The sequence below is a fragment of the Cupriavidus sp. GW823-FHT07B10 genome, assembly GCF_058794355.1.
In genome coordinates this window covers 253776-274618 of sequence record NZ_JBXAGS010000008.1, presented here as the reverse complement: position 1 = coordinate 274618, position 20843 = coordinate 253776, and the positions used below count along the sequence as shown (strand labels likewise).

The following is a 20843-nucleotide window of genomic DNA, read 5'->3' as shown; positions in this document are numbered from 1 at the left end:
TTTATTAGTAAAACGTACGTTCACACCAGGAACATTGGTAATCCTAGGCCGCCAATATTGACAACTCAACTTACGTTAAACACCTATTGACATGATCTAGTTTGCTTAATTCTATTGCATGACACGAAAGCGACACCCGGTGGCGGAATTGGCGAGCGCCTGTGAGACAATCGGGCCCGCCAACCGGCCCGAACTCCGCGGCCGGCAGACCCTGACCAAGAGGAACGCATGCCCCGTGACGCCGCGCCCGCCAACGGCCAGCCCGCGCCAGACACCGACAACACCAGCCCGTGGACCGACCTCGACGAGGCCGGCAGCGGCCTGACCGTCGACAATTTCCTGACCACGATGCTGAGCCAGCTGGTCACCGCGCTGCGCAGCACGGTGACCAAGCCCTATGCGGAACAGTTCGGCCTGACCGTGCCGGAGTGGCGCATCCTGGCGCTGCTGGCGCACGCGCGCGAACTGCCGTTTGCCGAGCTGGTGACCCAGTCGACCTCGGACAAGGCGCTGGTGAGCCGCACGCTGCGGCTGCTGGAGGATCGGGGATTGGTGCGGCTGACCTCAGCCGGCAACACGCCGCGCAAGAAGCTGATCTGCGCGATCAGTGAAGCCGGTGCCGCGCTACACGACCAGGTGATGCCGCTGGCGCGGCGGGGGCAGGCGCAGGTGATCCGGCAGTTGTCGCCGGAGGAGCGGGAAGCGGTTTACCAGGGGCTGCGCAAGCTGTTGCGCACGCAGGAATAAAGAAAAAGGGCCGCACCCGGATTGCGGGGCAGCCCGAAGGGAACGGGACCAGCACGCCCGTTCAGACCTCCAGTTCTTCCAGCACCCGCCCCTTGGTCTCGATGCCAAGGAAATGCACGGTGACAGCCGCCAGCGCCGGCACCACGGACAGCGCGAAGAAGGCGACGCTGAGGTTGCCGCTGCCAATGGTGCTGGCGATCAGGCCAGGCGCGAAGATCGCCGCCAGCTTCAGCCAGGCGCCGCCCAGGCCGCACCCCATCGCCCGCACACTGGTCGGATACAGCTCCGGCGTATAGACATAGGCGGTGATAAAGCCGCTGGCCAGGAACCCCATCGCCAGCGCGCAGAAAGTAGCGACCACGTACACGTTCGAAGCGTGGAACACGCCCGCCAGCACCAGCGACAGCGCGCACAGCAGGAACGACACATTGATCACCGGCTTGCGCCCGACCTTGTCGACGATCATCGCGCACACCAGCGAACCGACCACGCCCAGCACCGAGGCGCCGGCGGCAAGGTTCAGCGCCAGCTGCAGCGGCGCGTGGTAGACGGTCTTGTAGACCGTGGGCAGCCACGTCGACAGCCCGTACTGGATAAAGCCGCAGGTTGCCCACAGCATCCATACCGCCAGCGTGCGGCCGAGGTAGGCCTTGCTGACCAGGTCACGCACGCGCCGGCGCGGGTGCTGGGTCATGCGGTCGTAGCTGCCGGCATTGACCGGCGGCGGCAGCGGATCCTTGGCGCGCGCCTCGAACGCACGCAGTGCGGCATCGGCTTCTTCAAGACGGCCTTTCTCCGCCAGCCAGCGTGGCGATTCCGGGATCACGCGGCGCAGGATGAAGAACAGCACCAGCGGCACGCCGCCGATGAAGTACATCACCTCCCAGCCGTAGTGCGGCACCAGCCAGGCGCCAACGCCGTTGGACACCATCAGGCCGATCGGGAACACCACCTCGTACAGCAGCACGAAGCGCCCACGCCCATGCGCGCGCGTGACTTCGTTGATATAGGTGGCGGCCACCGGCAGCTCACCGCCAAGGCCGAGGCCCTGCACGATGCGCAGCAGCAAGAAGATCTCGAACGACGGCGCGAAGCCACAGGCAATGCTCATCAGGCCGATGATGCCCGCGCTCCAGCCGATCGAGCGCAGCCGGCCGAAGCGCTCGGCCAGCCCCGGGAACAGCAGCGCGCCGACCAGCTGGCCGACCGAAGGCGCAGCGATCAGCACGCCGATCTGGCCCGGCGTCAGCGACCACTGCGCGATCAGCAGCGGCAGCGTGGCTGCGATGGCGATGACGTCGAAGCCATCGAAGAAGGTGGCCAGGCCGATCAGCAGCCGGGCGCGGATATGCATGGCGTTGCCCGGCATGCGCTCGATGCGGGCAACGATATTGCCGCGCGTGAGCGGGCCGCTGCGGGCCGCCGCCGCGCTCTGGCCGGCGCTGTCGGCCGTGGTCACGATACCTGCGGTGGCGGCCACCGGTGCGCCGGGGGACGCTGCGTCTTGTCTCTGGGTTAACACGGGGCTTCTCGGTTTGATTCTTCGGGGGTTGCTCCCCTCTCCCGCTTGCGGGAGAGGGGCCGGGGGAGAGGGCAGGCACTTGATAACGGCAGATGCCGCGGCTTGCCCGGCGGCCTGGGAAGAGGCAGTCGGGATTCGACAGCGCATCGGCTACGGCGTGCGCTGGCCCTCTCTCCCGCCCCTCTCCCGCGCGCGGGAGAGGGGAGAACACAATCGCGAAATTACAAGTCCAGCACCAGCTTGCTGCCCTTGCACCCCGACACGCACACCATCATGGTCTTGTTGCTGGCGCGCTCGCTGTTGCTGAGCACGCTGTCGCGATGGTCGGGGCAACCTTCCAGCACCGCGGTCTCGCACGAGCCGCACACGCCTTCGCGGCAGCTGTAGTCCATCTGCACGCCGGCATCGAGCAGTGCGTCCAGCAGCGACTTGCCGGACGGCACCTTGACGGTGGTGCCGGTGCGCGACAGCGACACGGTGTACTCGCCCTCCTGCACCGCCTCGGTCGAGGGGTCGGCGGCAAAGCGCTCGATATGCACGTTCGGGTAGCCATGCGCTTCGCAGGCAGCCTCGAACGCCTTCAGCATCGGACCGGGGCCGCAGCAGTAGAAGTGCGTCTGCACCTCCTGGCCGGCCAGCATCGCGTTCAGGTCCGGCGGCACGCCGGCCTCGTCGTCGAAGTGAAAGTGCACGGCATCGCCATGGGCCGACAGCTGTTCGACGAATGCGGCCTCGGCACGCGAACGGGCGCAGTAGATCAGCGTGAACGACCTGCCCAGCTCGGCCAGGCGGCGCGCCATGCAGACGATCGGCGTGACGCCGATGCCGCCGGCGACCAGCACGGTGTGCGCGGCGCTTTCGTCCAGCTCGAAGTTGTTGCGCGGCGCCCCCACGGTCAGCGTGGCGCCCACGCGCAGCTGCTCATGCACGTAGCGCGAACCGCCGCGGCTGCCGCGGTCCAGCAGCACGCCCACGGTATAGCGCCGGCGCGCTTCGGGCGCGCCGCACAGCGAGTAGCTGCGCACCAGGCCGTTGCCCAGGTGCAGGTCGATATGGGCGCCCGGGCTGTACTCGGGCAGGGTCTTCCCTTCGGGATCTTGCAGTTCGATGCTGACCACGCCGCGCGCTTCATAGCGCATGGCGTGGACGCGCAGGGTCAGGGACTGGTGGGCACTCATTGCTGCTTCCTTCGATTGCTGCTGACTTACCGCTTCTCGGTCAGGAACTTGCCTGCCGGTCCGCCCGCGTTCTTCTGGCGGCGGGTGTTGCCGTCGATGCCGCCTTCGATCGCCCATTCGGCGAACATGGTCGGGCCCGGCTCGAAAGCGCGCGGCTCCCAGTGTTCGTCGAGCTGGTCTTCGTCGGCGTAGTACTCGATCAGGCCGCCGGCCGGGTTCTTGAAGTACCAGAAGTAGGCCGACGAGATCGGGTGCCGGCCCGGGCCGAGCTGCGTATCCCAGCCCTTGCGCGAGACATGCATGCCGCCGCCGAAGACTTCGTGGATGTCGCGCACGGTGAAGGCGACGTGATTCAGGCCGCTCTTCGGTTCCGGCAGCTGCAGCAGGAACAGGTCGTGGTGGCCGCCTTCGGGCGTGCAGCGCAGGAAGGCGCCGCGGTCCGGGTAGCGGTCCGACGGCACGAAGCCGAACTTCTCGACATAGAAGCGCTCAGTGGCCTTGACGTCCTTGACGAAGAACACCACGTGGCCCACTTCGATCGGGGTGGCATGGTCGTAGATCGGGCTGCGCTGGTTCAGGCGCGGCTTGTCGTTCCACGTGTTCATCAGCGCGCATTCGACCTGCACGTCATGCTTGCGGGTGACCTGGAAACGCACGGCCAGGCCGTTCGGATCGGTGCAGCCCACGCGCAGCGTATCGCCCTCGCCTTGCTTCACGAAGCCCGGTGCATCAGCGATTGCCTTGGCGAGCTGGTCCAGCGAGGCCTGTGACTCGACGCCCCACACCACTTCGCGCAGCGTCGGGCCGGCCTCGATCGCGGGCGGCAGCGTGGCATCGTCGATGCGGCGCACCAGCACGCGGCAGCCGTTCAGCGTTTCAAAATCCAGGCCCTGCGCATCGTCGCGCTTGATGGCCAGGCCCCAGTCGGTGAAAAAGCCACGGCAGGCGTCAAAGTCATCCGCGCCGTAGACGATCTCGTCGATCCCCAATACCTTGATCATTGCTTCTCTCCAGCCTGCCGGGTTCAGTGGTTGGCCCACGGCAGCGGTTGTTCGTTCAGGCCCCAGTACACGCTCTTCTGCTCCATGTACTGCAGGATGCCAAGCCGCCCCTTCTCGCGGCCCAGGCCGCTGTCGCGCCAGCCGCCGAACGGCGTCGCGATCGAGAATTGCTTGTAGGTGTTGATCCACACATTGCCCGCCTGCACGGCGCGTGCCACGCGCCAGGCGCGCTTGTAGTCGCGCGTCCAGATGCCCGCGGCAAGCGCATAGACGCTGTCGTTGGCCTGCGCGATCAGGTCATCCTCGTCGTCGAACGGGATTGCGACCAGCACCGGCCCGAAGATCTCTTCCTGGCAGATGCGGGCGTTGTTATCCAGCCCTTCGATGATGGTCGGCGTGTAGAAATAGCCGTTGGGCAGGCCGGCCACGTCTGGGCGCAGGCCGCCGGTGCGCAGCTGGCCGCCCTCTTCCACGCCGGCGGCCACGTACGACTCGATGCTGTCGCGGTGGCGGTCGGTAATCAGCGGGCCCATCTGGGTACGCTCGTCGGCGGGGTCGCCCACGCGCAGGTGCGCGGCGCCCGCGGCCAGGCGGTCGATAAAGGCCTCGTACTGCGAGCGCGCCACGAACAGGCGCGAGCCGGCGATGCACGACTCGCCCGACGAGCTGAAGATGCCGTACAGCACGCCGTTGACCGCGTGGTCCAGGTCGGCATCGTCGAACACCATGGTCGGCGACTTGCCGCCCAGTTCCAGCGACACCGGCATCATCTTGTCGGCGGCGATATGGGCGATGTGCTTGCCGGTGGTGGTGCCGCCGGTGAACGACACGCGGCGCACCAGCGGATGCTTGGTGATGGCGTCGCCGATGACCGAACCCTTGCCGGGCAGCACGCTGAGCAGGCCCTTGGGCACGCCGGCCTCTTCGCAGATGCGCGCCAGCTCCAGCGCCATCAGCGGCGTGACCTCGGCGGGCTTGACCACCACGGCGTTGCCGGCGGCGAGCGCGGGCGCCATCTTCTGCGCCTCGCTGGCGATCGGCGAGTTCCACGGCGTGATCGCCGCAACCACGCCCATCGGCTCGTACACGCTCATGGTCAGGCAGTCGCCGCGCTGCGGCGTGATGGTTTCTTCCAGCGTCTCGCAGGCGGCGGCAAAGAACTGGAAGGTGCCGGCGGCGCTGGCCACCAGGGCGCGCGTCTCGCTGATCGGCTTGCCGTTGTCCAGGCGCTGGCGCTGGGCCAGCTGCTCGCCCTGGGCGCGGATCAGCTCGGCCACGCGGTACAGCACGGCGGCGCGCTCATGCGGCTTGCGTTGGGCCCAGCCGCTGGTGAGGAAGGCCTGATGGGCGCCCTGCACCGCTTCTTCCACGTCCGCCAGGCTGGCGGCGTTCAGTTCGGCCACCACTTCGCCGGTAGCCGGATAGCGGGTGCCATAGCGGTCGCCGGTCCCCAGGCGCCATTCGCCCGCGATGCAGATGGGGAGTACTTCTTGCGTCTTCATTGTCGTTGCCTGCTAAGTCTGTGGGACGTTGGCTGCCGGGACTAGATCGATACCGCGTGCGCCCGGTTTCCCAGTGCGCGCACCACGCTGAACACGGTCAGCGCGGAAGTCTTGGGATTGGCCGCCAGCGGCTTGCCGCGCATCGTCAGCTCGAAGCCGCCGAAGGCGCCGCGCGCTTCCACGCGGTGCACGTTCTCCACCGCATGCGGGTCGGCCAGCAGCTTGACCGAGGTGCGGTCCAGCCCCAAGCCTGCCAGCGACACCGTGGCGGCCACGTTGGCGTTCTTGGGATACAGACGCGCCGCGTCGCGGGCCGTGCCTTCGAAGATCACGGTAGCCTCGGTCAGCGCATCCAGGTCGAAGAGCTGCTCGGCCGGCGTGCCGGCCCAGGCGCGAGCCGGCTTGCGGCCGGTGTAGATGACTTCGTCCAGCCCGCCGACACGCGCCGCGGCCAGCGCATCGATCGCGCCGATCGCACCTGACAACAGCTGCACCTGGGTGCCGCCGCGGCGCGCGGCCGCTTCCAGCCGCTCGGCCATGCCGGGCTCGGACAGCGCGCCCACCGACACCACCATGCACGGGATGCCGCGTTCCAGCGCCGGCACGATGTGCTCTTCCAGCGCATGGTGGCCGGCGCACTCGACCAGCAGGTCGGGACGCTGGTCGTCCAGGTGCGTCGCCACGCGGGCGCCCGGCGCCAGCGCGGTGACCGCGTCGCGGGCCTCGTCCATCGTGTGCTCCGGCACGATCACCACGTCGAACACCACCTCGGGATCGCTCTTGAGCAATTCCATCACGCCGCGGCCGATCGCGCCGCAGCCAACCATGGACACATGCAGCATCTCCGGTCTCCCTCAGGCGGTGACAGTGGTTTGTTCGCGCGCCGGCTCTTCGTTGTCCTTGTTCACCGGAGGGCCGGCGAAGATGGTCTTGAAGGAACCGATCGACAGCATGTCGATCTCCAGCAGGAACGGGCCCGACTCGACCGTGGCCGCTTCCAGCGCGGCGCCGACCTCGGCCAGGTTGCTCACGCGCGCATGGCGCAGCGACAGCGACTTGGCCAGCGTGGCGTAGTCCGGGGTATGCAGGTCCACGTAGTGGCGGCGGCCGCCGTACTGGGCGTCCTGGATGTTCTTGATCACGCCGTAGCCCTTGTCGTTCATCAGCACGATCACCATGTCGGCGCATTCCTGCACCGCGGTGGCCAGTTCGCCCAGGTTCAGGATAAAACCGCCGTCGCCGGCCAGCGTGAAGGTCTTCTTGCCCGAAGCGGTCGCCGCAGCACCGATCGCGGCGCCGATGCCCATCGCCAGGCCCTGGCCGATGCCGCCGCCCAGCGCATGCACGCCGGCACGCGAATCGAAGATGCGCAGATGGCGATTGCCCCAGGTGCTGTTCGACACGGTCACGTCGCGCACCCAGTTGAAGCTGCGGCCGACCGCGCCCTGCAGCGCCTGCACCAGCGCCGAGTACGGGCCCAGGCCGTCGACCAGGCTGTTGACGGCGGTGTCATGGGCGCGGCGCAGGTCGGCGGCGAAGGCCGGGTCGATCTGCATGCGCTTTTCAAGCCGATCCGCCAGGGCGTCCAGCGCCAGCGCGGCGTCGCCGCTGACAAAGTAGTCGCTCAGGTAGCAGCGGCCTTCGGCGGCCGGGTCGGCGTCGATGCGCAGCAGCGGGCGCGGCAGCTTCAGTTCGTACTTCAGGGTTTCATTGCCGCGCAGGCGCGAGCCCACCACCAGCATCGCGTCGCAGGTCTGGTAGAAGGCCTCGACCGGCTTATGCAGGTTGTAGGCGCCCAGCGAACGGGGATCGTCTTCCGGCACGATGCCGCGGCCTTGCGTGCTGGTGACCACGCCGAAGCCCAGGTCCAGCAGGCGCTGCACCTGCTTGCTGGCGTGGCGCGCACCGCCGCCCAGCCACAGCAGCGGGCGCTTGGCCTTGGCCAGGCGCTCGGCCAGCGCGTCCAGCGCATGTGCCGACGGCACGTGCTGCGGCACCGTCAGCGGCTGCAGGTCGGCCGGCATCTCGACCAGCGCGGCCTGGATGTCGATGGGGATCTCCACGCTGACCGGGCCGGTCGGCGCCGTCAGCGCGGTCTGCACGGCCAGCTTGATGGTGCTGATGGCGGTGTCGGCGCTGCGGATGCGGAAGGCGGCCTTGGACACGGCCTTGAGCATGGTGAGCTGGTCCGGCGCTTCGTGGATGTAGGCGAGGCTCTGGTCCAGGTAAGGCGTTTCGATCTGGCCGGTGATATGCAGCATCGGCGTGCCGGCGGTCAGCGCTTCGACCATGGCGCCGGCGGCGTTGCCCGCGGCGGTGCCGGTGCTGGTCAGGCACACGCCCAGGCCACCGGTGGTGCGGGCATAGGCATCGGCCATATTGGTGCCGCCCGCTTCGCCGCGCGCCGGCACGAAGCGGATCTTGCCGCGCTCGCCCATGGCGTCGAGGATCGGCATATTGTGGATCGAGATCACGCCGAAGGCGGCCTTGACTCCGCACTGCTCGAGAAACGCCGTGATGGCGCAACCGACGGTGACCTGCTGTTGCTCGTACTGTTGTTGATTAGGCATGACGGGAGTGTCCTCCGGAGATATCGATATGGCTGCCCGTGGTGTACGAAGACAACGGCGAGGCAAGGAACAGGATGGCGCGGGCTGCCTCGACCGGCAGGCCCAGGCGGCCAAGGGGAATATGTTTCTGCTGGGCCAGGCGCGCGGTCCATGCGGCCCAGTCCAGGTGGCGGTCTGCTTCAGGGCGCGCCTCGAAGCGGCGGCGCCACTGGCCCGATTCGACCAGGCCGATCAGGATGCCGTTGACGCGGACGCCCTTGGGCGCAAACTCGGTGGCCATCGAGCGCACCAGGTTGAGCACGCCGGCACGCGCGGCGGAAGTCGCCACCATGTGCGGCTCCGGCTGCTGCGCCAGCAGCGAGTTGACGCAGACGATGGCGCCCTGGCCTGACTTCTCAAGCTGCGGCAGGAACGCGCGCGTCGGGTGGATCACGGAGAAGAACTTGAGCTGCAGTTCTTCCGTCCAGGCCGCGTCCTCGGTGTTGGCGAAGGTGGAGACACGGCCCTGGCCGGCGTTGTTGACCAGCATGTCGACGTTGCCCAGCGTGGCCTGCACGGCAGCGGCAAAGGCGGCGACCTGTTCAGGCTTGAGCACGTCGCAGGTGGCGGCATGGAGCCGGCACCCGGGGAATTTCTCGCGCAGCTGCGCTTCGGCGCTGCGCAGTCGGTTCTCGTCGCGGCCGCACATGGCCACGGCGGCGCCCGCTTCGAGCAGCAGCTCGACGGTCGCCAGCCCGATGCCGGAGGACCCGCCGGTGACGACGGCAACCTTGCCGCCGAGTTCAATCATGGACATTGTCCTCACTCCCGATACAGATTCACCACCTTGGCGCCGCTGCTGCGCAGCGACGGGCGGTAGTCGAGCAGGCGCGACAACTCGCCCGCGGTATCCCTGACCTTCTCCACCATCGCATCCAGTTGCGCCGGATCGATATGCGCGGCGGGGATGGTGGCGCCCAACGCCGCCACCACCTTGCCGGTGCGGTCGCGCACGGGCGCGGCGATGGTGGAAATGCTGGCTTCGAAAAAGCCTTCCTGCAGCACGTAGCCGCGCTCGCGGTCGCGCTGCACGATCTCGTGCAGCTCGTCAACGGTGCGCGGCGTGCTCTCGGAAAACACCGCAAGCTGCGTCTCCGGGTACAGCGTGCGCAGCTCCGCCAGCGACAGGTCTTCCAGCAGCACGCGCCCCAGCACCGTGGCATGCGCGGGCAGGCGCGTGCCGACGTTGACCGAGCTGGCAAACGGCCGCGGCGACACCGCCTTGGCCACGTAGACGATCGAACGCCCGTCGCGCACCACCAGGTTGCTGGGATAGCCGATCTCGTCGCGCAGCCGCTCCAGCAGCGGGCGGCCCAGCTCGGTCAGCTCCAGCGACGCCAGGTATTCAAACCCCAGGCGCAGCACGGCCATGCCCAGCCGGAAATCCCGGCCGCCATCGGCGCGCTCGACAAAGCCCAGCATTTCCAGCGTGGCCAGCAGGCGGAACACGGTCGAGCGCGGCACCTTCAGGCGGCGCGCCAGTTCCGCTGCCGACATGGTGCGGTCCTTGCTGCTGAACTCGCTCAGCAGGCGCAGGCCGCGCTCCAGGCCCGGGACGATGTACTTGTCCGGGGTTTCGCTGGCGGCGGGCGTGGCCGGGATGGGGTTGCTGCTCATGGCTTCGGTGGATGCGTGCTGACGGACGTTCGCCGGCATCAGCGCTTGATCTTCGTCAGCGGATGCTCGGGCGGGTAGGTCGGCGTGATCGGCTTCTTCGCACCCAGCATCACGCACATCAGCGCGTCTTCCTCGCCGATGTTGACTTCCTCGCGGTAGACGCCCGGCGGCACCGAGACCAGGTCGCGGTCGGTCAGGATGGTCTCGTAGCGCTCGCCGTCCTTTTCCAGGATCAGCTTGACCTTGCCGCGCAGGATGAAGAACACCTCTTCCACGTCGGTGTGGATATGCGACGGGCCTTCATGGCCGGCCGGGATGATCATGGTGGAGAAGGTGAAATGCTCGCTCGGCACGGTGTTGGTGTCGGCGGCCACGCCGGTGCCGCCGGTGCCCAGGTAGCGCATCTGCGCGCGGCGGTACTTGGGGTCGTAGTCGGCCTGGAACTTCAGCGCGTCCCAGTCGTACTTGCGCGTGGAGAAGCGCGCCACGCGGCTTTCCATCCATTGGTCGAACGAAGCGTTCTCCGGCTGGTCCCAGGAACGCTTGATGTTTTGCGGTTGAGAAAGATCGCTCATTTGGATTCCTTCTGTTTTCAGTGGATCGGTTGGATCAATGCATGACAAAGCCGCCGTTGACCGCCAGCGTCTGGCCGGTCACGAAACGGGCGAGGTCGGACAGTGCAAACAGCACCGCGCCGCAAACATCGTCGGGCAGTTGCTCGCGCGTGATCGCGCGCTGCTCGCGGTACAGGTCGTGCCGGTGCTGCGGCACGTATTCGGTGGCTTCCACCAGCGTCAGGCCCGGGGCCACGGCGTTCACCGTGATCTGGTCCTTGCCCAGTTCACGCGCCAGCGAACGGGTCATGCCGATGATGGCGCTCTTGCTCGCCACGTAGGCAAGCAGGTTGGGCGCGCCCCACAGCGGCGTGTCCGAAGCCAGGTTGACGATGGCGCCGCGGCCGCTGGCGCGCAGCGCCGGCAGGCAGGCGGTGGTCATCAGCCAGGTGCCGCGCACGTTGACGTTCATCACGCGGTCCCAGGTGGCGATGTCGATGGCGGCGGCGTCACGGCCGCCGGAATCCGTCACGGCGGCGTTGTTGACCAGGCCGTCGAGCCCGCCCAGCGCCTTGACCGCGGCCTCGGCGCAAGCCTGCACCGAGGCCGGATCGGACAGGTCCAGCGTGACCGGCACCACCTTCAGGCCGCGGGCGCGCAGGGCGTCGGCTTCCTGCTGCAGGCGCTCGGCCAGGATGTCGGCCATGGCCACGGTGGCGCCGGCTTCGGCCAGCGCCTTGGCGAAGGCCAGGCCCAGTCCGCGCGCGGCGCCGGTGACCAGCACCTTGCGCCCGGCCAGCAGCGTGTTGTTGGTGTTTGCCTCAGGCATGGCTGGCGGCTCCGGCGGGTTGCAGCATGGCGACGGGCTCGTCGGCCACTTCCTGCTCGGCGCGGCGCTTGAGCAGGCGGCGCACGCGGGTAATGCCGGCGTCGTGCTGGTACAGCATCTCGTGGTCGCGCGCGTTCGGGGCCATCATTTCCAGCACCACGCGGTCCTGCTCCAGCACGTCCCAGTGCAGCTGCTCCAGGCGGTTGCGGTACAGGAAGCGCCACACGTCGCGCTCCCAGCCCTGCACGTGGCGGGTACGCCAGAAGAACACCATGCAGTGGTCTTCATCCACCGGTGTGGCCATGCCGACGATGCCGAACGGGCCGCCGGGGCCGACGCTGGCGCGGTACGGAATCGCCAGGCGCAGCCACAGCGTGCCGGTCTCGCCAAATTCCACCCAGTCGAAATTGACGCCGCGCTGGCCGGTCTTCTCGAACACCAGGCCGTGCTCGGTCTCGCGCACCTGCATCACGGCGGACTTCTCGCCGCTGGCCATCGAGTGCGACACCGCATGCAGGTAGGCGCCGTGCATCGGGTCCATCACGTTGTCGATGGCGTAGCGGTAGTTGCAGTCCCAGTGCGCCACGCACAGGAAGTTGCTGTGTTCCTCGCTGACCAGTTCTTCCGGCAGGCGCAGTTCGTCGGGGCTGCCCTCGCCTTGCGGGGCCTGGTCCCCGAACCACAGGAAGATGGCGCCGGCCTTCTCCTGCACCGGGTAGCTGCGCACGCAGGTGCGGCCTTCCAGCGGGCAGCTTTCCACCGCCGGCACGCTCTTGACCTGGCCATCGCCGCCGACCTCGACGCCGTGGTACCAGCAGGCAACGCGGTCGCCCAGGTTCCAGCCCATCGACAGGCGCGCGCCGCGGTGCGGGCAGCGGTCTTCCAGGGCGTGGACCTGGCCTTCGCCGTCGCGCCACAGCACGATGTTCTGGCTCAGGCGGGTAATGCCGATCGGGGCATGGGACACCGCCCACGAGGCGGCGACCGGGTACCAGTAGTTGCGCAGGCCGGTGTTCAGGCGGGCTTCGGTGCGGGCTTGCTTGTTCGATTCCATGGTTTTCTCGCTTCGAGGCTGGACTTGGACTGGGGCGGGCTCAGGCACCCAGCCGGCGCATTTCGGACAGGAAGCGCTCTTCGGTCCAGGGCTGGCCGTCCACCCCCAGGAAGCCGGCGTCATTGAAGGCGCGCACGATGTCCTGCGGGTTCTGCGCGCCGCCTTCGAACGCGGCTTCGAGGGCATCGCCCAGCGCGTTCTCATAGGCGGTCGGCGCGGCGGCGCGGGTCTGCCAGACGATGTTGGCGACCTTGCCGGGCTGCTCGATATGGCCCTTGCCTGCCACGTTGTTCGGCGCCGGACGCTCCCAGGGCACCAGGTTCGGGTTGTACGAGAGGCTTTCCATTGCGCTTTGCTCCATGTCTTGCAGCGGGGGGACCGTGTTCCGCGTGCCTCGCCGACCGGTCTTGCGATCGCCTGGCTACGTTTTACTAATGAAACACTGGTTTAGATATTGAACACAGGTACGACTATAGACAACGCGGCCGCAAAAATTGACTGGGGTTAACCCGCGATCGGCATACGAAATCTGGAACGGGTGGCGCAAGCTGCGCGACACCGCTCGGGATGCGGCGGCAGGCGCCGCCGCAGTGGCTTCAGGTGGCGTCGTCCAGCACCGAGCGGATCAGCCGCGCGGTGGCGGCGGCCTGGTCGATATAGCAGGCGTGGCCGGCATCGGGGATCAGCGAGAACGGCAGGCCGAAGCGTTCGGCCAGCGTGCCGCAGGCTGGCGGCGTGGTGACGACATCGCGGCTGCCGCAGGCGATCTGCGTGGGCAAGGCATCGGGGCGCCGCGCCAGGTAGGCGTGGATGTCGTCGCCGCACAGCATCGCCACCGCCTGGCGGTAGCCGTCCGGGTTCAGCCGCTGCATGTTCCAGCGCACCCATGCCTGGGCGCCGGGGTCGGCTTCCTCGCTCAGCAGCCGGGCCGGGCCGCGTTGCGCCAGGCCATCGACGCCCAGGGATTCCAGCGCCTCCAGCCGCTGCCGCGCCACTTCCCTTGCCTGTGCCTCCCTGCCCGCGCCGCCGTAGCCTTGCGCCACGCTGAGCAACAGCAGGCGCGCGGGCAGCTGGCGCGCGTTGGCAACATAGGCCGCCGCCATCAGCGCGCCCAGCGAATGCCCGACGATCAACGCCGGCTGCACGCCCAGTGCCTGCAGCAGCCGGTCCAGCCGCTGCGCGTAGTCCGACGCCAGCGGTCGCGCCTGCGGCAGCGGCGACGAATCGCCATAGCCCGGCGCATCCCAGGCGATCACCCGCGCGTGCGCGGCCAGCAGGCTCGCGCACGGCAGCCACGACGCCGCCCCGGAACTGATGCCGTGCAGCAGCACGACCGCCGGGCCCGTGCTCCCGCCGCTGCGGTAAGCCACGCGCTCGCCGTCCGCGCCCACCTGCACCACGCGCTGGGCAAACCCGCTGTCGAGGGCTTCCAGCAACTGCCGGTCTGGCTCGGCCAGGATGTGGGGCTGATTTTGTTCCATATATAAAACTTAGGTTTGAGAATAAAACTTTTAAAGCATAGGCGTGTCGGGGCCCAGCCGGGATGAGGGTTAACGATAGAAAGATCGGAAACCTCCGCGCAGAGCCGGCGTTAGCCGTCGCGGCGTCGCCTCACTAGGGATAACCCTCCTCACATCTTGTGGAAACTCGCAGCTATATTTTGCTTGACGTTTCTTATGTTGTTTGATGTTTCATATATAAAACACAAAAGAGACCGAAACAGCATCCGCAGCCGCCATCCGCAGTGGCAGCGGACGACAAGACGACAAAACGGAAAACGGAAGGAAACTGGTAGATGAAACTTGCACGAATCGCCGCAGGCCTGGCCGCGGCTTTCCCCCTGCTGGCCTCGGCACAATCCTCGGTCACCCTGTACGGGGTCATCGACACGGGCGTCGAGTATGTGAGCAATGTCGGCGCCAACGGCGACGGCCTGGTGCGCATGCCCAACCTGACCGCGACCGTGCCCTCGCGCTGGGGCATCCGCGGCACTGAAGACCTTGGCGGCGGCCTGAAGAGCATCTTCGTGCTGGAGTCGGGCTTCTCGCCGGATTCGGGCACCTCCAACCAGGGCGGCCGCCTGTTCGGGCGCCAGGCGCTGGTCGGGCTGAGCAACCAGTACGGGCAGCTGTCGTTCGGCCGCCAGTACACCATGCTGTTCTGGGCCACGCTCGACAGCGATGTCCTGGGGCCCAACGTGTACGGCTCGGGCTCGCTCGACAGCTACCTGCCCAATACGCGCGCCGACAACGCGGTGTCGTACAAGGCCAACTTCAGCGGTTTCGTGGTGGGCGCCACCTACAGCTTCGGGCGCGATGCGGTCAACGCCGGCCCCAGCCCCTCGGGCACCAACTGCGCCGGCGAGAACGCCACCGACAAGAAGGCGTGCCGCCAGTGGTCGGCCATGCTCGGCTACGACAACAAGACCTGGGGCGTCACCGCCGCGTATGACTCGCAGCGCGGCGGCCCGGGCGCCTTCGGCGGCCTGACCAACAGCAACCTGACCGACGACCGCCTGTCGCTCGGCGGCTACATGCTGTTCCAGCGCACCAAGATCGGCGCCGGCTGGATCCGCCGCGACAACGAGGGCAGCCCCACCCCGATCAGCGACCTGTACTACGCCGGCGCGTCCTACGACATCACCCCCGCGGTCAACCTGGCCGGCCAGGTCTACTTCCTGAACTACCACGGCAGCGACAACCAGGCCATGCTGTATACGCTGCGCGCGATGTACAGCTTCAGCAAGCGCACCTCGGTGTACGCCACCGCCGGCTTCATCAACAACGGCGGCCAGCTGGCCATGTCGGTCAGCGGCGGCTCGCCTGGCTCGAACCCGCGCCCGGGCGAGAACCAGTGGGGCTCGATGATCGGCATCAAGCACGTTTTCTGATTTCCTCCGCGCCCCCCGGCGGTACCGTCCGGCGCATGCAAGGCGCCGGACGCCAACACAGCCATTGGCCCCGGCCCGTCCGGGCGCCACGTCTTACAGAGGTCTGAACATCATGAAGTCCGTACGCCGCAAAGTACTCGCCACGCTGGCCGCCGCGACCGCCCTGGTCGCTGCCACCGGCGGCACCGCCCTGGCCCAGGGTGCGTACCCGAACAAGCCCGTCACCATCGTTGTAGCCTATCCGGCCGGCGGCGACGTCGACGTGCTGGCGCGCCTGTTCGCGGAAAAGCTCGCCCCGCGCCTGAAGCAGTCGGTGGTGGTGGAAAACCGCACCGGCGCCGCCGGCACCATCGGCAGCGCCTACGTGGCGCGCGCCAACCCGGACGGCTACACCCTGCTGCTGGCCCCCAACACCGTCGCCCTCGCGCCGCTGGTGCTCAAGGCCGGCACCGGCGCCAGCTATGACGTGCAGCACGACCTCACTCCCATCAGCCAGATCGGCACGCAGTCGCTGTTCGTGGTCGTCAACAAGGGCAGCGGCATCACCAAGGTCAGCGAGCTGGTGGCGCGCGCCAAGGCCGGCAAGGTGGAAACCTATGCCACGCCCGGCAATGGCTCGCCGATGCACATCATGGGCGAAATGTTCAACAAGTCCGCCGGCATCAAGATCAGCCAGGTGCCCTACCGCGGCTTGGCGCCGGCCATCGTCGACGTGATCGGCGGGCAGGTGCCGGTGACCTACATCACCTATGGCGCAATCTCGCAGTATGTCGGCAACGGCAGCCTGGTGCCGCTGGCGGTTGCGGACCAGAAGCGCTCGCCGTTCGCGCCCAACGTGCCGACGCTGGCCGAGCTGGGCTACAAGGACGTGGAAATCGGCGCCTGGCAGGCCCTGCTCGGACCCAAGGGCATGCCGGCCGACCTGGTGCGCACGCTCAACACGCACGTCAACGAGATCCTGAAGATGCCCGACGTGGTGGCGCGCATGGCCACCATCGCGGTCACGCCTGCGGGCGGCGAGCCGGCGGTGCTGTCGAAGCTGATCGCCGCCGACACCGCCCGCTACACCAAGGTGGTCAAGGAGTTCGGCATCCAGGCGGACTAGCCTGAGGCCGGACCGCCAGGCGTCCCCGCCGCGTGCGGGACGCCTGGCTTTCAGCGCAGCAAACCGTACGCGCCAGGTGTAAGAATTACCCGCGGCGCGGCGACTCCCGCGCCACAGCCGCCATCGTTGCAAAGTGGCCCGGAAGTTGCTGGGTAGCGCGCATGGACCTGTCGTTCGACTGGCGCGAAGCCCTCCTCCTGACCCTGTCCCCGCTCGAGATCATCGTGCGCGGCACGTTGATGTACTGGGTGCTGTTCCTGCTGTTCCGCTTCGTGGTCCGGCGCGACATCGGCTCGCTGGGCATCGCCGACCTGCTGTTGGTGGTGATCGTCGCCGACGCCGCGCAGAACGGCATGGCAGGCAACGGCGAGAGCGTCGCCGATGCCGTGCTGCTGGTGGTCACGCTGATCGCCTGGAACCGGCTGATCGACCTGCTGGCCTACCACTCCCCCGCTTTCCAGCGCTTTGCCGAACCCAGGAAGGTGCTGCTGGTGCGCAATGGCACCAAGCTGCGCGAGAACATGGGGCGCGAATCCATCACCGACGAAGAGCTCGAAGCCAAGTACCGGCAGGAGGGCCTGGAATCGATCGGCGAGGTCAAGGCGCTGTACCTGGAGGCCGACGGCAAGGTCAGCGTGGTCAAGAAGAAGTAAGCGCCTGGCCGGCGCATGGCACCGGCCGGCCGAGGCAGCCCTTGCTGCCTTAGAGATCGGCGAACCTGCGCCCCTGCGCCGCCAGTTTTTCCAGCAGTGGCGCCGGCGCGAAGTCCGCGCCATACAGCGCCTCATAGCGCCGCATCGCCGCCAGCACCTGGTCCAGCCCGATGGTGTCGGCATAGAACATCGGGCCGCCGCGATACACCGGCCAGCCGTAGCCGTTCACCCAGATCACGTCGATGTCCGAGGCGCGGATCGCCTTGCCTTCCTGCAGGATCTTCGCGCCTTCGTTGATCATCGGATAGATGCAGCGCTCCAGGATCTCCTGCTCCGACACCACGCGGCTGTTCCTGCCCTGTTTCGCGGCGAAGTCGCGAATGACCTGCTCGACCACCGGCGACGGCTTCGCGTTGCGCTGTTCGTCGTAGTCGTAGTAGCCGGCGCCGGCCTTCTGCCCGCGGCGGTCCATCTCGCACAGCACCTCGCGCAGCGTCGAGCCGCTGGACTTCTCGCGCACCCAGCCAAGGTCAAGCCCGGCGAGATCGCTCATGGCGAAGGGGCCCATCGGAAAGCCGAAGTCGTACAGCACGCGGTCCACGTCCCACGGCAGCGCCCCGTCCAGCACCAGCTTCTGGGCCTCGCGCTGGCGCTGGGCCAGCATGCGGTTGCCGACAAAACCCGGGCATACCCCGACCAGCGCCGCGACCTTGCCGATCTTGCGCGCGAGTTCCATCGCGGTGCGGATCACCGGCTTTGCGGTCTTGTCGCCGCGCACCACTTCCAGCAGCTTCATCACGTTGGCGGGCGAGAAGAAATGCAGGCCGATGACCGCCTCCGGGCGCGAGCTCGCGGCCGCGATCACGTTCACGTCCAGCGCCGAGGTATTGGTGGCAAGGATGGCGCCCGCTTTGGCGATCCGGTCCAGCTTGCCGAACAGCTCCTGCTTGACCTCCATGTTCTCGAACACCGCTTCGATGATCAGGTCGGCATCGGCCAGCAGCTGCAGGTCCAGCGTGGGCGTGAGCAGCGCCATGCGGGCCTCGACATCGGCCGCGCTCAGGCGCCCCTTGCGCGCGGTGTTGTCGTAGTTGGCCCGGATCGTCTTCAGGCCGCGGTCCAGCGCCTGCTGCGAGGACTCGACGATGGTCACCGGATAGCCGGCGTTGAGGAAGTTCATGGCGATGCCGCCGCCCATGGTGCCCGCGCCGACGATGCCGATGCGCCTGACCGCAAGGGCGGGCGTGTCGGCTCCCACATCCGGCACGTTCCATACCTGGCGCGAGGCAAAGAAGTAGTAGCGCTGGGCCGCCGACTGCGTGCCGTTGAGCAGTTCGGTGAACAGCTCGCGCTCGCGCTTCAGGCCGGCTTCGAATGGCAGCTCCACCGCCGCCTCGATGCAGCGGATATTGAACTCGGGCGCATCGAAGCCGCGAAAGCGCCGCGCATTGGCCTTGCGGAAGGCAGCGAACAGTTCCGGCTTGCCGCGCGCGGCCGCCACCTTGTCATCGGATTCGCGCACCTTGCGCAGGGGCCGCTTCTCGGCCACCACCTTGCGTGCGAACGCCACCGCGTCGGCACGCAACGAAGCGTCATCGGTCAGCAGGTCGACCAGACCCATCTCCGCCGCTGCGCTGGCCGCCACGTGCGTGCCCGAGGTGACCATCTCCAGCGCCTGTTCCGGGCCCACGATACGCGGCAGCCGCTGGGTGCCGCCCGCCCCCGGCAGCAGGCCGAGATTGACTTCCGGCAGCCCGCACTTTGCCGAGCGCGTGGCAATGCGGTAGTGGCACACCAGCGCCAGCTCCAGCCCGCCGCCGAGCGCGGTGCCGTGGATGGCAGCCACCACCGGCTTGGGCGCGTCCTCGATCATGGCCTGCACCTCCGCCAGCGACGGGCCCGCCGGCGGCTTGCCAAACTCGGTGATGTCCGCGCCCGCGACAAAGGTCTTGCCGGCGCAGATCAGCACCACGGCCTTGACGGCATCGTCGGCGAGCGCGCGCGCCATGCCGTCGCGGATGCCGCTGCGCACGGCGGCGGACAGTGCATTGACGGGGGGCGAGTCGAGGCTCAGGACGGCGATGTCGGCGTCCACCGTGAGGTCGGTCACGGCGTTGATGGCGGTCATGGATCGGTTCTCCTGGATTGAATCGGTGTGGGGTGCCGGTGCAGGCCCGGCGGATGCTCAAGCGCCGCCCTGCGCCGGCGCGGGTCGACAATGCGCAGGGCCAGCACGAAGGCGGCGCACTTGACCACGATGGCGAGCGCGAACACCACCCAGAAGCGCACGCCCTGGGCCAGCAGGCCGCCGCAGACCGGGCCGATGGCCATCATCGCGTAGGTGGCGGTATCGGACACCGCCAGCAGCATGGGCCGGTCCTTGCGGCTGCCGAACTCCATCACGAGGTTGTCAGCCGAGATGAAGAAGCCGCCAAAGGCGGCCCCCAGCCCACAGAAGGCAAGCAGGAAGCCGGGCAGCGTGGAGCCGCACAACAGCAGCAGCGTTGCCGCCACCCACAGCGCGATGCTGGCCAGGAACACCAGCCGGTAGCCGTGGCGGTCGGCGATGCGGCCCCAGGCCAGGCTGCTGGTGGTCTGCGCCAGCAGGTAGCCCAGGCTCATGTAGCCCAGCACCGCACCGGACAGGTCGATATGGGTGCCGGCATAGATCGCATAGAACGGCATCGCCATCATGCCGGACGCCACCAGCGCGCGCGCCACGAAAAAGCGCACGAAATCGCGGTCCGCACGCAGCAGCGCCGGCACCTCGGCCAGGCGGCGCAGGAAGCCCGCCGGCAGGCGCACGTCGTGCAGGGTCGGCTCGCGCATCTGCGTGAGCGCTGAAATGCCGATGCTGGTCAGCACAAAGGCCGCCAGGAAGGTGGCGGCATAGCCGTTGCCCAGCACCTGGTTGCCCACCAGGTAGCGCCCGCCCAGCCACGCCACCGCGGCCGCGGTGAGCCCGCCGCAGAAATTGCGCAGCGCGGTCAGCCGGCCGCGGCGCGCCAGTGGGATGATCTTGGAGGTCAGGTAGTTGAAGCTGACGTTCTGCACGCCGTTGAGCAGCCCGAACAGCAGCAGGAAGATGCCCGCCGCGACCAGCGCCGCCCGCCCCGACAGCCACAGCGCCGACAGCGCCAGCCCCAGGATCTGCGCGCGCACCAGCCAGCCCACCAGATAGATCAGCGGCATGACGCGCGGGCGGTGCTCGATCAGCGTGGCGCCCCAGATCGACGACGCGGCCATGCCCGCATATTGCGCGGACAGCACGATGCCGACAGTCAGCTTGGAGCCGGACAGCAGGTACAGGTAGGCCGGCACGAAGGTGGGCGCGGTCACCAGCCGGAACCCGGTCATGCCCAGCATGCCGTGCGCCAGGTAGGCGCGGGCGTTGCGCGGCAGGTGCTGGTCGACATGCTGGAGATAGCACCGCTCAGCCTGTTCATGCGCGCTCAGGTCAGGCCCCTCGTCGGGGCCGGCTACCCGCTCGGGGGTCCGCTCGCCTGTCATGCGCCGAGACCTGTGCCGCCTGAATCCACCCAGCGCACGCGGTCCGGCGCCCGGGCACCGGGATACGAAACG

19 protein-coding genes are annotated in these 20843 nt (G+C 68.0%); 4 read left to right on the top strand and 15 right to left on the bottom strand.

Going from position 1 to position 20843, the window contains the following annotated elements; genetic code table 11:
• Positions 1-228 precede the first annotated feature (228 nt).
• Positions 229-747 carry a MarR family winged helix-turn-helix transcriptional regulator gene (locus tag AC1Q6V_RS19185; protein WP_010811677.1) on the top strand — a complete coding sequence of 173 codons (519 nt, stop codon included), beginning with the start codon at positions 229-231 and terminating at the stop codon, positions 745-747.
• Positions 748-808: 61 nt separating this feature from the next.
• Here AC1Q6V_RS19185 and AC1Q6V_RS19180 read toward each other — a convergent pair whose 3' ends face one another.
• The 13 genes from AC1Q6V_RS19180 to AC1Q6V_RS19120 form a co-directional block, all read right to left on the bottom strand.
• The gene (locus tag AC1Q6V_RS19180) at positions 809-2116 is read right to left on the bottom strand and encodes an MFS transporter (protein WP_231881505.1); all 1308 of its coding nucleotides are present in this window, start codon (positions 2114-2116) and stop codon (positions 809-811) included.
• A 374-nt stretch (positions 2117-2490) separates the two neighbouring features.
• A complete protein-coding gene (locus tag AC1Q6V_RS19175) occupies positions 2491-3447 on the bottom strand; it encodes a PDR/VanB family oxidoreductase (RefSeq protein WP_010811679.1) in 957 nt (318 codons plus the stop codon).
• 26 nt (positions 3448-3473) lie between these two features.
• Positions 3474-4448, bottom strand: coding sequence for a VOC family protein (locus AC1Q6V_RS19170; RefSeq protein WP_011616780.1), 975 nt, complete (start codon positions 4446-4448; stop codon positions 3474-3476).
• Positions 4449-4471: 23 nt separating this feature from the next.
• Positions 4472-5950 (bottom strand): aldehyde dehydrogenase, encoded by a 1479-nt coding sequence (locus AC1Q6V_RS19165; protein WP_010811681.1) that lies wholly within the window; start codon positions 5948-5950, stop codon positions 4472-4474.
• Positions 5951-5991: 41 nt separating this feature from the next.
• Positions 5992-6792 carry an aspartate dehydrogenase gene (locus AC1Q6V_RS19160; RefSeq protein WP_454749278.1) on the bottom strand — a complete coding sequence of 267 codons (801 nt, stop codon included), beginning with the start codon at positions 6790-6792 and terminating at the stop codon, positions 5992-5994.
• Between the two features lie 12 nt (positions 6793-6804).
• On the bottom strand, positions 6805-8520 hold the full coding sequence (locus AC1Q6V_RS19155; RefSeq protein ID WP_454749279.1) for a thiamine pyrophosphate-binding protein: 1716 nt from the start codon (positions 8518-8520) through the stop codon (positions 6805-6807).
• Positions 8513-9316, bottom strand: coding sequence for an SDR family oxidoreductase (locus AC1Q6V_RS19150; RefSeq protein WP_454749280.1), 804 nt, complete (start codon positions 9314-9316; stop codon positions 8513-8515). The genes AC1Q6V_RS19155 and AC1Q6V_RS19150 overlap by 8 nt, the downstream gene beginning before the upstream one ends.
• Before the next feature lie 5 nt (positions 9317-9321).
• Positions 9322-10176: an IclR family transcriptional regulator gene (locus tag AC1Q6V_RS19145; RefSeq protein ID WP_058697875.1), complete on the bottom strand. Its 855-nt coding sequence runs from the start codon at positions 10174-10176 to the stop codon at positions 9322-9324.
• Positions 10177-10214: 38 nt separating this feature from the next.
• A complete protein-coding gene (locus tag AC1Q6V_RS19140; RefSeq protein WP_454749281.1) occupies positions 10215-10751 on the bottom strand; it encodes a cupin domain-containing protein in 537 nt (178 codons plus the stop codon).
• A 34-nt stretch (positions 10752-10785) separates the two neighbouring features.
• Entirely contained in the window at positions 10786-11559 is a 774-nt protein-coding gene (locus AC1Q6V_RS19135; protein ID WP_454749282.1) for an SDR family oxidoreductase, read from the bottom strand.
• Positions 11552-12613, bottom strand: a complete 1062-nt coding sequence (locus AC1Q6V_RS19130; RefSeq protein ID WP_011616776.1) for an aromatic ring-hydroxylating dioxygenase subunit alpha — start codon at positions 12611-12613, stop codon at positions 11552-11554. The genes AC1Q6V_RS19135 and AC1Q6V_RS19130 overlap by 8 nt, the downstream gene beginning before the upstream one ends.
• Positions 12614-12653: 40 nt before the next feature.
• The gene (locus AC1Q6V_RS19125; protein WP_010811689.1) at positions 12654-12959 is read right to left on the bottom strand and encodes a recombinase-like helix-turn-helix domain-containing protein; all 306 of its coding nucleotides are present in this window, start codon (positions 12957-12959) and stop codon (positions 12654-12656) included.
• Between the two features lie 250 nt (positions 12960-13209).
• On the bottom strand, positions 13210-14094 hold the full coding sequence (locus AC1Q6V_RS19120; protein ID WP_010811690.1) for an alpha/beta fold hydrolase: 885 nt from the start codon (positions 14092-14094) through the stop codon (positions 13210-13212).
• Positions 14095-14408: 314 nt separating this feature from the next.
• Between AC1Q6V_RS19120 and AC1Q6V_RS19115 the strand changes: the two genes are divergently transcribed.
• From AC1Q6V_RS19115 to AC1Q6V_RS19105, 3 genes are all read left to right on the top strand, one after another.
• Complete coding sequence (locus AC1Q6V_RS19115; RefSeq protein WP_010811691.1) at positions 14409-15503, top strand: porin; 1095 nt, start codon at positions 14409-14411, stop codon at positions 15501-15503.
• Positions 15504-15615: 112 nt separating this feature from the next.
• On the top strand, positions 15616-16608 hold the full coding sequence (locus AC1Q6V_RS19110; RefSeq protein WP_454749283.1) for a Bug family tripartite tricarboxylate transporter substrate binding protein: 993 nt from the start codon (positions 15616-15618) through the stop codon (positions 16606-16608).
• A 161-nt stretch (positions 16609-16769) separates the two neighbouring features.
• Positions 16770-17261, top strand: coding sequence for a DUF421 domain-containing protein (locus tag AC1Q6V_RS19105; protein ID WP_454749284.1), 492 nt, complete (start codon positions 16770-16772; stop codon positions 17259-17261).
• Between the two features lie 49 nt (positions 17262-17310).
• On the opposite strand, the gene AC1Q6V_RS19100 is transcribed toward AC1Q6V_RS19105, so the two are convergent.
• Positions 17311-19389, bottom strand: coding sequence for a 3-hydroxyacyl-CoA dehydrogenase NAD-binding domain-containing protein (locus AC1Q6V_RS19100; protein WP_454749285.1), 2079 nt, complete (start codon positions 19387-19389; stop codon positions 17311-17313).
• Positions 19386-20771, bottom strand: coding sequence for an MFS transporter (locus tag AC1Q6V_RS19095; RefSeq protein ID WP_454749286.1), 1386 nt, complete (start codon positions 20769-20771; stop codon positions 19386-19388). Before AC1Q6V_RS19095 ends, AC1Q6V_RS19100 begins: the two co-directional genes overlap by 4 nt.
• Positions 20772-20843 lie beyond the last annotated feature (72 nt).